We start from the raw sequence: 13402 nt of genomic DNA, 5'->3' as shown, positions 1-13402 counted from the left end.
CAGAGTGCTTTAGTCCGGAAATCGCCGTCAGTTATTTCAAATAGTTTTTCGAACCTGCCGGAACTTAACCCGTGAATTGCCACTCAGAGTTACTGAATGGGTGGTGAAGCCCTTCAATGCTCCTATGTTGTGTTAAGTGTTGGCAGATATCTGGACCCCGCCCTAGCGGTCCGGAACTTGAACCCCGAACTTCCCCTCCCCATACGAAGTCCGGGGTTTTTTTTGCCTGCGCAAAAGTTACTCCGCGATTTCCGCGCCCTTGTCCGCCAATTCCATCCAGCCGGCCAGTGCGGTGTAGGCGTCTTCCAGGCCCATGCGCTTGGGCGCCGAGAACAGTTGGATGGTGATCGCATCACCCCAGCCTTTACGGATTTCAGACTGCACTTTAAGCAACGTGTTTTTGGCGGCGCCGTAGGTCAGCTTGTCGGCTTTGGTCAGCAGGATATGCATCGGCATGCCGCTGGCAACTGCCCAGTCGAGCATCAGCAGGTCGAAATCGGTCATCGGATGGCGGATGTCCATCATCAGAATCAAACCCTTCAAACTCTCCCGGCCACCCAGGTAGGCCTCCAGGTGACGCTGCCAGTGCAGCTTCAGCGGGATAGGTACTTTTGCATAACCGTAGCCCGGCAGGTCGACCAGACGCCGATCATCGTCTAGCTTGAAGAAATTGAGTAGTTGCGTACGGCCTGGGGTTTTCGAGGTGCGTGCCAGGCTGGCGTGAGTCAGGGTGTTCAGCGCGCTGGACTTACCGGCGTTGGAGCGCCCGGCAAAGGCGACTTCAAAGCCCTCGTCATCGGGGCATTGGTCAACTTTAGCGGCGCTGAGCATAAACGTGGACTGTTGGCACAGGCCAAGGATGGGATTCTTGAGTTGCATGAGATTTCCGATGTGGGCGATGCCGAGAAAGGGTGCGGCAAGCGGTGTCGTTTCCGTTTCAGTAGCGCCAGTATATAATGCCGCAGATTTTGTGTGTGCTTTGTCCCAGCGAAGGATGAAGTTCACGGGAGCGAAAGACCTTTATTGCGCATTAGAACGCAAAACGCTCTCAAACCCTGAAATGGTCGACGTATGACCAAGTGGTTGCTCGCTATCGGTGTCCTGCTTCCGCTTTATGGCGCTCAGGCTACACAGGATCCGGAAGCGGTGTACAACCGAGTTTGCGTGGCTTGCCATGCCGGCCAGTTGCCGAATGCCCCGAAGCGGGGTGATCAGGCTGCTTGGGCGCCAAGACTGGCGCAGGGCATGGACACATTGGTGCAACACGTGACCCAGGGTTTCAAGGCAATGCCGCCGCGTGGTTTGTGCATGGACTGCAGTACTGAGGATTACCAGGCCGTCATTGAGTTGATGGTGAGTAAACCCGGTAGATAACTCTTAAACCCCTTAGCCGTAGTTGGATTAGCTGATGAACAAACTGATCGTGAGTCTGCTGTTGACCTTGGGCATCACAGGCGCTGCCGTCGCTGCAGAGGGCCCCCTTAAAGGTGATGCCACTGCCGGTCAAGCGAAGGCCGCTGTATGTGGTGCTTGCCATGGACCGGATGGTAACAGCCCGGCGCCGAACTTCCCCAAACTGGCCGGCCAGGGTGAACGTTACCTGACCAAGCAACTGCACGACATCAAGGACGGCAAGCGAACGGTGTTGGAAATGACCGGCTTGCTGACCACCCTCAGCGATCAGGACCTCGCGGACCTCGCAGCGTATTTTGCCAGCCAGAAAGGCAGTGTGGGAGCTGCTGATCCGAAACTGGTGGCCCGTGGTGAGAAACTGTTCCGCGGCGGCGACCTGGAAAAAGGCCTGCCAGCCTGCACCGGCTGCCATTCGCCCAATGGCGCGGGCATAGCCGCCGCCGGCTTCCCGCACCTGAGTGGCCAGCACGCGACCTACATCGCCAAACAGTTGACCGATTTCCGTAAGGAAGAGGCAGGGCGAGCTAACGATGGCGACGCAGCGATCATGCGTACCATTGCGCGCAAGCTGAGCGATGAAGACATTGCAGCGGTCTCCAGCTATATCCAGGGCCTGCACTAACATGCCTGCAACGTTAACACTCGATTAATCCAGCGATGCAAGCATAAAAAGGGTGGCTTAGGCCGCCCTTTTTTGTGGCCGGTGCCGTTACACTAACGAACTCATGCCCGCGCAGACCTGTCACAACAAAGGTCGCGTGAGGCGACTTTATTTGTCCAGGAGTAAAGCATGCGTAATCTGATCCTCAGCGCCGCTCTCGTCACTGCCAGCCTCTTCGGCATGACCGCACAAGCTGCCGACGTGCCGCTTGAAGCCGGTAAAACCTACGTTGAATTGGCTAACCCGGTTCCGGTCTCGGAGCCAGGCAAGATCGAAGTGGTGGAGCTGTTCTGGTACGGCTGCCCGCATTGCTACGCCTTTGAGCCGACCATCAACCCATGGGTCGAGAAGCTGCCTAAAGACGTGAACTTCAGACGTATCCCTGCCATGTTTGGTGGCCCATGGGATGCCCACGGCCAGCTGTTCCTGACCCTGGAAGCCATGGGCGTGGAGCATAAGGTCCACAACGCGGTATTCGACGCGATCCAGAAACAAGGCAAACGCCTGACCAAACCAGACGAAATGGCTGACTTCGTGGCCACCCAAGGTGTCGACAAGGACAAGTTCCTGGCCACCTTCAACTCCTTCGCGATCCAGGGCCAGATCAAACAGGCCAAGGAGCTGGCGCAGAAGTACGGCGTACAGGGCGTTCCAACCATGATCGTCAACGGCAAATACCGTTTCGACCTGGGCACCTCCGGTGGTCCTGAGCAGACCCTCAATGTTGCCGACCAGCTGATCGCCAAAGAGCGCGCAGCCAAGTAAGGGGCTCGTCATGCGCCGCTGGGGTACCGAACGCGTGGTTGGCCTGCATGATCCGCAGGTCAACGAACATCACCTGGAGTCCACGGGGTTGCCGCCGGACAGCCGCTTGCGGCTGCTCAGCTTCAATATCCAAGTGGGGATCAGTACCGAGAAATACCGTCACTACCTCACCCGTGGCTGGCAGCACCTGCTGCCCCACAACGGGCGGGCCGGCAACCTGCAAAAGATTGGCAACCTATTGAATGACTTCGATCTGGTTGCGTTGCAGGAAGCCGACGGCGGCAGCATGCGTTCCGGTTACATCAATCAGGTGGAGCACCTGGCCCAGCTCGGCGCGTTCCCCTATTGGTACCAGCAACTCAATCGCAACCTCGGGCGCCTGGCGCAGCACAGCAATGGTGTGCTCAGTCGCCTGAAGCCCACCGCCATCGAAGACCATCCGCTGCCAGGCCCCAAGGGCCGGGGGGCGATCCTTGTGCGTTTTGGCGAAGGCCCAGAGGCGCTGGTGGTGGTGATGATGCACCTGGCGTTGGGTGCGCGCACCCGCACGATGCAACTGGCCTACATCCGCGAGCTGATTGGCGGTTACAAACACCAGGTACTGATGGGTGACATGAACACCCATGCCAATGACCTGTTGTTGAATTCTCCGTTGCGCGACCTCGGGCTACTGGCTCCGCAAGCCGAAGCCACATTCCCCAGCTGGCGCCCGCAACGCTGTCTTGACCATATCCTGCTCAGCCCTACCCTCACACTCGAGAGTGTGCAGGTGCTGGCGCAGCCCATCTCCGATCACCTGCCGGTCGCGGTAGAGATTCGTCTGCCGGGTTCGCTCACGGCTGATGCATTACCCGCGTTGAGCCCCGGCCCTCGCGGACCCCTTGCATGAGCGACGACGCCCAGCGCTGGAAAGAGAAATACCTCAAAAGCATAGAGCAACAAGAAAAGCTCGAACGCCGTTGGGCAGCCCGCCTCGACCTGCTACGCCGTGGGCTGGTGCGCAGCACGCTGGCCGCTGAAGGCACCGACCGTGCCGTCGACCAGTGCATGAAGGAAATGCGTGACGTTGTCCGTACAGATGATATGGACGCCGCCCTCGCCGCCTTGCTGCCGCGCCTGGAAAAAGCCGTGCTGGATTCGGAGCAGCGCCGTGAAACTCGGGTCGACCAGATCAGCACCGCGCTGACGTCCCTGGTTACCCAGCTGCAAAAGTTGCCATTACCGCGTGAGGTTGCCCGGCCGCTTAAGACGTTCGCCAAGCAGTTGGACGGCCGAGTCAGCCAGGCACGTGAGATCCCCTTGCTGCTCAGCGAGTTGAGTGGCCTGCAGGGCCAGGCGCTGAACAACCTGGAGCCGGACGGCGAAACCACACGCCCAGGGCCGGGGCTTTTGCAGCGCCTGTTTGGTTCCAAAGACGTCGCGACCGAGCCGGAGGCCAGCGAATCGACAGCCCGCCCGGCACCGCAACCCATTGTGGCCAAGCCTGTCGCCGAGCCCCAGCCGCCCGAACAGTCCGAGGAACTGACGCAAGCCTTGCGCGCCTTTGCGCCGCCGCCTCAGGAAAAGGTTGCCTCCGCAGTTGAGTCGGCCGGGCCGGCCAAGGTGGCGGACGCTGTCAGTGAAACGTTTGTATACGAGGCTCCGCCTCAAGCTGAGCCCGTTGAAGCGTCCGTAGTACCCGTAGCGTATGTCGAGCGGGAGCTTCCGACAGAAGAGCCGGCACCGGAAAGCGCCCTCGCCGCTTTTATCGAAACGCCTGACGTTCAGGTCGAAACGCCGGGTGAGACCACCATCGGCAGCCTGTCGCTCCCTCCTGTGCTGGAGGTCGAGGAGTCCGATCCCGACGAGCTGCAAGCGGACGGCACCTATGCCTTACCTGATTCGCCGGAGCCGTCCTACAGCTCCGTAGCCAAGCATATTGAAGACACTCTGCTCGGGCTGCTGGAGGAGTTGTCGCTACCCGAGCGTCACCGGCCCCAGGCCGAAGCCATGCGTGAGCGTCTGGCGCACGGCCTGAACTGGTACGAACTGCTACCGATCCTCGACGATCTGGCCGTCTTGATGCTGGCAATCACCGACAGCGGCCAGCACGAATTCGAGGCTTACCTCAAGCAGCTCAACGAGCGTCTCGAAGCGTTCCAGGGGCATTTGCAGGTCGCCAGCGACGGCCATGCCGATAGCCGTTCGGCCGCCCGTGAGCTGGACACGCAGATCCGCGAACAGGTCGATGGCTTGCAAAGCAGCGTGCAGGAGGCCGCCGATCTGGAAAGCCTCAAGCACGTATTGGAAAGCCACCTCGAAGGTCTTCTCGGCACCATGGACGAGCACCAGCAGCAGCGTGACCAGCGCGAGCAGGAAACGGCAGCGCGACTGAAAGGCTTGGCCGAGCGGGTTGCCAATATGGAGCAGGAAGCCCAGGGCTATCGCGAGCACTTGGAGGTGCAGCGCCAGAAGGCCTTGATCGATCCGCTCACTGGCCTGCCCAACCGCGCCGCGTGGAGTGAGCGGCTCGATCACGAGGTCAACGCCTGGCATCAACGGGGCAACAGCCTGTCGCTGGCGATGCTGGACTTGGATCACTTCAAGCGCATCAACGACGGCTACGGCCACCTGGCTGGCGACAGGGTGCTGAAGATCATCGCCAACGTACTGCGCAAGCGCCTGCGGCCGACCGACTTTATCGCGCGTTTCGGCGGTGAGGAGTTCGTGTTGCTGATGCCCGACTCATCCCTCGCGGATGCCCTGGCGGCGGTTGAAGTGTTGCGCGGCGCGATTGAAGCCTGCCCGTTTCACTTCAAGGGGGAGCCGGTAACGATCACTGTGTCCATGGGTGTGGCGCAGTTCCAGCCGGGAGAGCGCAGTGACCTGGCGCTCAAGCGCGCGGATGCGGCCTTGTACCGGGCCAAGGCCGCAGGCCGAAACCAAGTGCAGGCCGCCTAAAAAATGTTCCATTTTGTAATTTGACGGTTAGGTCACAAGCGGTACGTTACACTGTTGCATTATCGTCTTCAGCGTAACGTCTTCCGTCATGAAATTTTTGTACATTGCCTTTGTGTTTCTTTTCCTTGCGGGCTGCGCCAGCGGCCCTCGCCTGGACACCAACCACCCCTCGGTGAACCACGACAACCGCGTGCAGTTCGTGGTGGTGCATTACACCTCCACCAACCTTGAGCGCTCCCTGGCATTGCTCACCCACGGTCAGGTGAGCAGCCATTATCTGATCGGCGACGATGCCTCAGGCACTATCTACAAGCTGGTGGATGAGAGCCAGCGCGCCTGGCATGCCGGGGAAAGCGAATGGATGGGCCGCACCTGGCTCAACTCCAGCTCCATTGGTATTGAGATCGTGAACCCTGGCTACAAGGACACGCCGACAGGCCGCTTGTGGTATCCGTACTCCGAAGCCCAAGTGAAATCGCTGGTGGTGCTGCTCAAGGACATCAGCAAGCGCAATGGCATCGACCCCAAGAACATCATCGGCCACAGCGATATCGCACCGCTGCGCAAGCTGGACCCGGGTCCCTTGTTCCCCTGGAAGCGCCTGGCCGCTGAGGGGCTGGGTGTTTGGCCGGATGCACAGGCCGTCGCGCGGTTCCAGGTGCAGTACGCCACAGAACTGCCGAGCATTACCTGGTTCCAGGAACAATTGGCCCACTTGGGTTACCAGACGCCACAGACTGGAGAGCTGGATGTGGCTACACGTCATGTGATCGCGGCGTTCCAGATGCATTTCCGGCCATCGCTGTTCGACGGCACGCCTGACGCGCAAAGCGCTGCGATCCTGCGAGCGTTGAACTGTGGCGAGCAAGCGTGCTTGCGCTCGGGTGCGGAGCGCCCTTAAGAGGCGGGTGGAGCGGTGCGACGCTTCAACAAGCGTCCTTGCTACAACAAGCGGGGTTCCTACAAAGGCAACGCCATATAGAACTGAGTGCCCTGCCCCGGCCGCGAGTACACACCCATGCGGCCGCCGTGCAATTGCACGATCTCTTTGCACAGCGCCAGCCCCAGGCCGGCGCCGCCTTTCTTGCGACCCACCTGCACAAAGGGCTCGAAGATCCGCCCCTGCTGCCCATAGGCGATGCCTTCGCCGTTATCTTCGACGCTGATAATCACGCGCTCGCCGTGGCGGCGTGCCTGCAGACGAATCTGCCCCCCATTAGGCGTGTGGCGTAGGGCATTGCCCAGCAGGTTGTCGAGCACCCGTTCCAACTGTGCTTGGTCCGCATATAACCGCGGCAGGTCGGATTGGGCTTCTACCATCAGCTCGACGTTTTGCACGTTGGCCGGCTCGACGAAGCGTGCTCGTGCGTGTTCAAGCAGATCGGTCACGTCGCACGGGCCTAAGGTGAGCTTCTGCAGGCCGTTCTGGTAGCGCGAGAAGTTGAGCAGGTCGTTGATCAATTGCATCAGCCGCTGCATCTCTTCATTGACTGTATCCAGCAGGTCCGCTTCACGGGAGTCCGGTGGAAATTTCGCCCGCTCGCGGAACAGCCCGAATGCCATGTGCATGCCGGTCACCGGTGTTCGCAGCTCATGGGAGGCGCGCAGTACGAACTCGCTGCGTACCCGCTCGAAGGCGCGTTGTTCGGTGACGTCATGCAGCACCATCACCGCCCCGAGGATATGCCCCTGGGTATGGCTGACGGGGGTCAAGCTGTAGGTCAACAGGCGCAATTCGCCTTCGACTTCCACTTCCAGATCTTCCGGCGCCCGCTCCAGGCTGCCGCCACGCAGTACCAATTGCAGCTGTTCATCCAGTTCCGGTCGCACCAGGGCCTCGCCCAGGCCCTGGCCAAGGCGCTCCTCGTCCCAGCCCAGTTGGCGTTGGGCCACCGGGTTGAGGTGTTCCAGGCGGCCTTGCCGGTCAATCATCAGCAGACCATCGTCTATGCTGTCGAGCACCGCTTGCAGGCGCTGCTGACCAGCCAGGAGTTCATCGACATTGGTCGCCTGATGCTGGCGCAACGCCTCGGCCATGATGCCGAAGCGGCGGGTGAGTTGGTTCATCTCTGCTGCCGACGAGATCGGCAGTGTCACTTCGAAATCGCCCTGCCCTATCTTGTCCGCCGCCTTGGCCAGCGCTTCGATCGGTCCGCCAAAACGCCGGGCGATGCCATGCGCCGTCACAAACCCGATGATCAGCACCGCGAGCCCGACCAGCCCCAGTAGCCCGGCGATCAGCAGGGCACGTTCGCGGGATTTGTGTTCGCTGTTGCTGATGTTCTCCAAGGCCTGCTTGTGCTCGTTGATCAAGCCATTGCGCAGCGCATTGAAGGTGTCGGTGAGTTTTTCCTTGGCCCCAGGTGGAGGGGTCGGTTGCTGGGACTCGTCAAAAGCGTTCAGCAGTTCCTGATACTGGCCCTTGGCCTGGCTGAACCCCGTCCCGCGACCGTCGCGTTGTTCATGGGCGATACCTTGGTCCAGCAGGTCGACGTAGCGCTGCTTGGAGGTTTGCAAGGCCTCGGGGTCGGGGCGCTCCTCCAGCATCATGATCAACTGATCACCCAGGCTCTGACGCAGCTTGAGGCCCAGGTCCAAGGTGATGAAGTTGCTGCGAATCAGGGATTCCTGAGTCTTGGCCATTTGCATGACGCTGACCAGGCCCAGGATCAAACCCAGCAGGGCAACGGTGATCAGCGCTGAGATGCTCAGGAATAGCCGAGTGCGCAGCTTCATCGCTAACTTCATAGGGTACAGCTCACAGGTTGTACTGTTTGCGTTTGCGGTACAGGGTCGACGCGTCGATACCCAGGGTGCGAGCCGCCTGGTCCAGGGTGTCGCTGGTGGCGAGCACGGCGCCGATGTGAGCTTTCTCCAGCTCGTCCAGGCTCAGCGCCGCGCCGATCCGCGGAGCGTTGTTGGTCGGCTGCTCGGCCATCCCCAGGTGGCTGATTTCTACCTTCTCTTGCGGGCAAATGATGCTGGCGCGCTCTACTACGTTGCGCAGCTCGCGGATATTTCCCGGCCAGCGGTAGTTGAGAAGGGCCTCGCGCGCTTCGTCGCTGAAACCGCGCGCCGGTCGGGCGTAGTCCTTGACGAAACGTGCCAGGAAGCGGTCGGCCAGGGTCAGGATGTCCTCGCTACGTTCGCGCAGCGGCGGCAAGTGCAGGGTGATCACGTTGAGGCGGTAGAGCAGATCTTCGCGGAAGCGGCCATCACGCACCATGTCTTCCAGGTTCAGGTTGGTGGCGGCGAGGATGCGCACATCCGCACGTCGGGTAACGGGGTCACCGACCCGCTCATATTCTTTGTCTTGGATAAAGCGCAGTAACTTAGGTTGCAACGTGAGCGGAAAATCGCCGATTTCGTCGAGAAACAGCGTGCCGCCGTCCGCCTGGTTGACACGGCCCAAGGTGCTTTCACTGGCGCCGGTAAAGGCACCACGACTATGGCCGAACAGCTCGCTCTCCATCAGTTCCGCCGTCAGCGACGGGCAGTTGATGGTCACACAGGATTTCTTCGAGCGCTTGCTCCAGCCGTGAATGGCTCGGGCCAGTTCACCTTTACCCGTGCCGGATTCACCCAGGATCAGAATGTTGGCGTCTGTGCCAGCCACCTGGCGTGCGGTTTCCAGTACTACCATCATCGACGGGCTGTGGGAATCAAGGCCGTCTTTCGGTTGGCGCACTGCGCCTTCCAAGGCTTCGAGGCGCGCAGAGAGTTGACGCACTTCCAGCTGCTTGGCAGTGGCAAGGCGCAGTTGGTCTGGGCTGCAAGGCTTTACCAAGTAGTCAGCGGCACCGGCCTGGATCGCATCAACGGCAGTGTCGACCGCCGAATGGGCGGTGACAATGACCACACGCATCCATGGCGCCTGGATGCGCATCTGGGCCAGTACGTCCAAGCCGTTGTCTTCACCCAGGCGCAAGTCCAGGAAGCACAGGTCGAACACTTGGCGCTGCATCAAGGTATCCGCTTGGGCAGCGCTGTTCGCCGTGGCGACGGTGTAGCCCTCATCTTCCAGGCAATAACGGAAGGTGCGGAGGATCGCGGATTCGTCATCCACTAAAAGAATGCGGCCTTGAAGTTCCTTGGCTGATTCCATCTGTCCCGCGCTCCTTAACTCTATGAATGATGGTGTTTAGTCCCGGAATAATCGGGCAAGTTGCATGGTTTATTCTGATCGATAAAAGACAACGTTGTGCAGGTATCTGCATCACTTCCTACAAGGCGCCGATTGCTGGCGTTTTCATGCCGTCTTGCCACTTCGGCAACACACCCTCCGTGTTCTATCCCTTGATCCGACCGCTGGCTATCGTGCATTTCGCACGGCCCTCAAGGGGGCATCGTGCAGGATGCTGGAAGCTTGTTGGTTTATAAATATTTAACTCATTGATTTTATTGGTATTTATTTTGTAAAAAAGCTGGCATGCGCTCTGCAATACCTCTCCTAACGAATAATCAGAATGCGGGAGAACATCAGCATGACTCGCCAAAGCTTCAGCCCACTGCGTGTATCGCCACTGCGCTTGCAGCAAGGTCTGTTTGCCAGCCTGGCCTTGATGGTCACGTTGATTGGCGGCCAGCAGTTGCAGCATTGGCAGCAGAGTCAGCAGCAGATCCCGCAATTTGAACGTCCGAGCATGACCCAGAACCATTTCCGTTCCGTTGGCAGTGTTGCTGCCGATGCAACAGCCCCGCAATTGCAGATGGTTGATCAGGAATCTTCCCTGAGTGAACTGCCGTCGCAAGAGCGTTGGGTGTTCTAGGCACCAAAAGCCGCTCGTGTTGAGTGGCAGTACGGCACTACCGCTGTTACCTCTAAAAGAAGCATAAGGAGAATCACCATGTTGAGTTGGGCAATCACATTTCTGATCATCGCCATTGTGGCTGCAGTCCTGGGCTTCGGTGGTATCGCGGGCACCGCCACGGGTATCGCAAAAATTCTGTTTGTGGTCTTCCTGGTGATGTTCATCGCTTCCTTCTTCTTTGGTCGTCGCGGCCGAGGCTGAAAATGACCACTTTGTCCTTCAAAGCCATTACTGCCGCCCTACTGTTGGGCGGCAGCGGTTTGGTGATGGCCGCCAATGACGGTCAATCCCGAGCCAACGAATTGCTCAGCGCGGACCCGCAATACCGTGAGACCTGGCAAAGCGTGGTGAAGAAAGAAGAGCGCCTCCCGGAATGGGTGATGAACCTGTCGGGTACGGCCGAGCAAATGAATGCCGTGGAAGAAGATGGCGACAAGTACTTGGTCGGGCCGCTCTGCGAAACCGCAGACACCTGCCGGAACAAGCGTCTGATCGTTGCCTTCAGCCTCGACAAGGAAGATGCCTACGCCATGTTGGTGGAAGTCCCGGCCGGCCTGCCGGCGGACAAGTCCCCAACGCGCCACGCCGATTACCGGTTTATCGGTAAACCGGATGAAGGCATGCAGAAGTTGCTGATGGAACAGCTGAAGAAAGATCCGAATTGGTACTAGGTTCCGTCCGGCGCGTCTGTCGTCAGCGGGACCAGCGTCCATAGAAAGAAGCCCCCTCGCTTCTTTCTGTTTGCACTGCTCGCCAAGGGTGGTGCATGACCAGGGGGCTGGGTTGCTCTGATCAAATGGGATCGGCGTGACCTACGGGTACAGGGAGTGCCTGCGCAAGGGCCGGGTCAGGAGAAAAGCTGCGACGCAGGTTCACAAGCCCATCGCTTGCTGAACTTGCGGCGGGCTTGTGACTTTCATCCATCCCCTCGCCTCTCATATCGCTCTGTCATACCTCTCGCTCTGTTATACCTCCCATAGCCGCAAATTTTGTTATCGCTCGCCTTTAACCATTTCTTGGTGTGTCGAGACGACCATCTATCGATAAAATTTTCGTCGCGCTATAGGACATATCTGGCGTCAGGTCGCGGATTCCCCAGGCATTTCTGCCAGCACCGCAAAGACGTGCTGCATCTCTAGGCGAGCCGGGTTTGGCAGGTTAACGGCATATTTGCCGGACAATCTGTCGCATTTGAACTGACCGTTCGGACAGTTATTATGAAAAAAGGCCATGCCGATTCGGCATAGGGTAGGCGTTTACGGCATTAGACGTCGCTCCCTTGCATGGGAATAGTTGCGCCTTTTTTCGCCTGCCAGTAAGCCATTTCGGCCACGCTGCGGTGACCTTCCATGGAGGCAGATGCACACACTTTTTCGCTCTCGAGCGTTCCAGCTGGCGCATTTGCCTTAAGTTCACTTGAAGTAAGGGTAATGACATGAAGAAGGCAAAGCTAAGCCTCGCCTGGCAGATCCTCATCGGTTTGGTGCTGGGGATCGCAATCGGTGCAGTGCTCAACCATTTCAGTGCTGAAAAGGCCTGGTGGATCAGCAATGTGTTGCAGCCAGCGGGCGATATCTTTATCCGCCTGATCAAGATGATCGTGATCCCAATCGTGATCTCCTCGCTGATCGTCGGCATTGCCGGTGTCGGTGACGCGAAGAAGCTCGGGCGTATCGGTGTCAAAACCATCCTTTACTTCGAAATCGTCACCACCATTGCCATTGTGGTCGGCCTGCTGCTGGCCAACGTGTTCCACCCAGGCGCTGGCATCGACATGAGTACCCTGGGTACCGTCGACATCTCCAAGTACACCGCCACCGCTGCTGAAGTGCAGCATGAGCATGCGTTTATCCAGACCATCCTCAACCTGATCCCATCGAACATCTTTGCCGCTGTTGCCCGTGGCGAGATGCTGCCGATCATCTTCTTCTCGGTACTGTTCGGCCTCGGCCTGTCGAGCCTCAAGCCTGAGCTGCGCGAGCCGCTGGTGACCATGTTCCAAGGCGTGTCCGAGAGCATGTTCAAAGTCACCCACATGATCATGAAGTACGCCCCGATCGGCGTATTCGCATTGATCGCCGTGACCGTCGCCAACTTCGGCTTCGCCTCGCTGTTGCCGTTGGCCAAGCTGGTGATCCTGGTTTACGTCGCCATCCTGTTCTTCGCTTTCGTGATCCTCGGCCTGATCGCCCGCCTGTTCGGCTTCTCGGTGATCAAGCTGATGCGCATCTTCAAGGATGAGCTGGTACTGGCCTATTCCACCGCCAGCTCCGAAACCGTGCTGCCACGCGTGATCGAGAAGATGGAAGCCTACGGCGCGCCGAAGGCGATCTGCAGCTTCGTGGTGCCGACCGGCTACTCGTTCAACCTCGACGGTTCGACCCTCTACCAGAGCATTGCGGCGATCTTCATCGCCCAGCTGTATGGCATCGACCTGTCGATCGGCCAGCAACTGATGCTGGTGCTGACCCTCATGGTCACCTCCAAAGGCATCGCCGGTGTGCCGGGCGTGTCCTTCGTGGTGTTGCTGGCCACGCTGGGCAGCGTGGGCATTCCGCTGGAAGGCCTGGCGTTTATCGCCGGTGTCGACCGCATCATGGACATGGCACGTACCGCCCTGAACGTAATCGGCAATGCCCTTGCAGTGCTGGTGATCTCCCGTTGGGAAGGCATGTACGACGATGCCAAGGGCGAGCGCTATTGGAATTCGCTGCCGCACTGGCGCAGCAAGGAAGCCTCGCCGCTGGGCCAAGCCACCCGCAGCTGATAATACGACTGCTCTGACACAAACCCCGGAAAATTCCGGGGTTTG

The 13402-nt window shown here is 59.2% G+C and carries 13 protein-coding genes; 10 read left to right on the top strand and 3 right to left on the bottom strand.

Features of this window, described 5'->3' with window-relative positions; genetic code table 11:
* Window positions 1-237: 237 nt before the first annotated feature.
* Window positions 238-879: a ribosome biogenesis GTP-binding protein YihA/YsxC gene (yihA, locus tag K7431_RS22550; RefSeq protein WP_012721525.1), complete on the bottom strand. Its 642-nt coding sequence runs from the start codon at window positions 877-879 to the stop codon at window positions 238-240.
* 192 nt (window positions 880-1071) lie between these two features.
* Between yihA and K7431_RS22545 the strand changes: the two genes are divergently transcribed.
* The 6 genes from K7431_RS22545 to K7431_RS22520 all read left to right on the top strand — a co-directional run bounded on the left by K7431_RS22545 (window position 1072) and on the right by K7431_RS22520 (window position 6680).
* On the top strand, window positions 1072-1374 hold the full coding sequence (locus K7431_RS22545) for a c-type cytochrome (RefSeq protein WP_012721526.1): 303 nt from the start codon (window positions 1072-1074) through the stop codon (window positions 1372-1374).
* 34 nt (window positions 1375-1408) lie between these two features.
* On the top strand, window positions 1409-2035 hold the full coding sequence (locus K7431_RS22540; RefSeq protein WP_012721527.1) for a c-type cytochrome: 627 nt from the start codon (window positions 1409-1411) through the stop codon (window positions 2033-2035).
* Window positions 2036-2203: 168 nt separating this feature from the next.
* Complete coding sequence (gene dsbA / locus K7431_RS22535; RefSeq protein ID WP_010207835.1) at window positions 2204-2839, top strand: thiol:disulfide interchange protein DsbA; 636 nt, start codon at window positions 2204-2206, stop codon at window positions 2837-2839.
* Between the two features lie 10 nt (window positions 2840-2849).
* Complete coding sequence (locus tag K7431_RS22530) at window positions 2850-3728, top strand: endonuclease/exonuclease/phosphatase family protein (RefSeq protein WP_012721528.1); 879 nt, start codon at window positions 2850-2852, stop codon at window positions 3726-3728.
* The gene (locus K7431_RS22525; RefSeq protein ID WP_012721529.1) at window positions 3725-5779 is read left to right on the top strand and encodes a GGDEF domain-containing protein; all 2055 of its coding nucleotides are present in this window, start codon (window positions 3725-3727) and stop codon (window positions 5777-5779) included. The genes K7431_RS22530 and K7431_RS22525 overlap by 4 nt, the downstream gene beginning before the upstream one ends.
* Before the next feature lie 88 nt (window positions 5780-5867).
* Entirely contained in the window at window positions 5868-6680 is an 813-nt protein-coding gene (locus K7431_RS22520) for an N-acetylmuramoyl-L-alanine amidase (protein ID WP_012721530.1), read from the top strand.
* A 59-nt stretch (window positions 6681-6739) separates the two neighbouring features.
* On the opposite strand, the gene K7431_RS22515 is transcribed toward K7431_RS22520, so the two are convergent.
* Both K7431_RS22515 and algB read right to left on the bottom strand, forming a co-directional pair.
* Entirely contained in the window at window positions 6740-8527 is a 1788-nt protein-coding gene (locus K7431_RS22515; RefSeq protein WP_012721531.1) for an ATP-binding protein, read from the bottom strand.
* A gap of 10 nt (window positions 8528-8537) precedes the next feature.
* On the bottom strand, window positions 8538-9884 hold the full coding sequence (gene algB, locus K7431_RS22510) for a sigma-54-dependent response regulator transcription factor AlgB (RefSeq protein WP_012721532.1): 1347 nt from the start codon (window positions 9882-9884) through the stop codon (window positions 8538-8540).
* Between the two features lie 379 nt (window positions 9885-10263).
* On the opposite strand from algB, the gene K7431_RS22505 reads away from it, so the two are divergent.
* The 4 genes from K7431_RS22505 to gltP all read left to right on the top strand — a co-directional run bounded on the left by K7431_RS22505 (window position 10264) and on the right by gltP (window position 13357).
* The gene (locus K7431_RS22505) at window positions 10264-10548 is read left to right on the top strand and encodes a hypothetical protein (RefSeq protein ID WP_012721533.1); all 285 of its coding nucleotides are present in this window, start codon (window positions 10264-10266) and stop codon (window positions 10546-10548) included.
* A gap of 78 nt (window positions 10549-10626) precedes the next feature.
* Window positions 10627-10791, top strand: coding sequence for a DUF1328 domain-containing protein (locus tag K7431_RS22500; RefSeq protein ID WP_003170804.1), 165 nt, complete (start codon window positions 10627-10629; stop codon window positions 10789-10791).
* 2 nt (window positions 10792-10793) lie between these two features.
* Complete coding sequence (locus K7431_RS22495) at window positions 10794-11261, top strand: inhibitor of vertebrate lysozyme family protein (protein ID WP_012721534.1); 468 nt, start codon at window positions 10794-10796, stop codon at window positions 11259-11261.
* A 764-nt stretch (window positions 11262-12025) separates the two neighbouring features.
* A complete protein-coding gene (gene gltP, locus K7431_RS22490) occupies window positions 12026-13357 on the top strand; it encodes a glutamate/aspartate:proton symporter GltP (RefSeq protein WP_012721535.1) in 1332 nt (443 codons plus the stop codon).
* Window positions 13358-13402: the final 45 nt, after the last annotated feature.

The sequence above is a fragment of the Pseudomonas fluorescens group sp. genome (genome assembly GCF_020093335.1).
Lineage (GTDB): Bacteria > Pseudomonadota > Gammaproteobacteria > Pseudomonadales > Pseudomonadaceae > Aquipseudomonas > Aquipseudomonas petroselini.
Note: the sequence above shows the minus strand (reverse complement) of the source record. Positions and strands in the feature narration are given on the sequence as shown.

Coding starts and splice junctions, on each gene's coding strand:
- K7431_RS22515 (WP_012721531.1), bottom strand. CDS start 8,527: ATGAAGTTAGCGATGAAGCTGCGCACTCGGCTATTCCTGAGCATCTCA.
- K7431_RS22530 (WP_012721528.1), top strand. CDS start 2,850: ATGCGCCGCTGGGGTACCGAACGCGTGGTTGGCCTGCATGATCCGCAG.
- K7431_RS22540 (WP_012721527.1), top strand. CDS start 1,409: ATGAACAAACTGATCGTGAGTCTGCTGTTGACCTTGGGCATCACAGGC.
- K7431_RS22495 (WP_012721534.1), top strand. CDS start 10,794: ATGACCACTTTGTCCTTCAAAGCCATTACTGCCGCCCTACTGTTGGGC.
- K7431_RS22525 (WP_012721529.1), top strand. CDS start 3,725: ATGAGCGACGACGCCCAGCGCTGGAAAGAGAAATACCTCAAAAGCATA.
- K7431_RS22520 (WP_012721530.1), top strand. CDS start 5,868: ATGAAATTTTTGTACATTGCCTTTGTGTTTCTTTTCCTTGCGGGCTGC.
- K7431_RS22505 (WP_012721533.1), top strand. CDS start 10,264: ATGACTCGCCAAAGCTTCAGCCCACTGCGTGTATCGCCACTGCGCTTG.
- dsbA (WP_010207835.1), top strand. CDS start 2,204: ATGCGTAATCTGATCCTCAGCGCCGCTCTCGTCACTGCCAGCCTCTTC.
- K7431_RS22545 (WP_012721526.1), top strand. CDS start 1,072: ATGACCAAGTGGTTGCTCGCTATCGGTGTCCTGCTTCCGCTTTATGGC.
- algB (WP_012721532.1), bottom strand. CDS start 9,884: ATGGAATCAGCCAAGGAACTTCAAGGCCGCATTCTTTTAGTGGATGAC.
- K7431_RS22500 (WP_003170804.1), top strand. CDS start 10,627: ATGTTGAGTTGGGCAATCACATTTCTGATCATCGCCATTGTGGCTGCA.
- gltP (WP_012721535.1), top strand. CDS start 12,026: ATGAAGAAGGCAAAGCTAAGCCTCGCCTGGCAGATCCTCATCGGTTTG.
- yihA (WP_012721525.1), bottom strand. CDS start 879: ATGCAACTCAAGAATCCCATCCTTGGCCTGTGCCAACAGTCCACGTTT.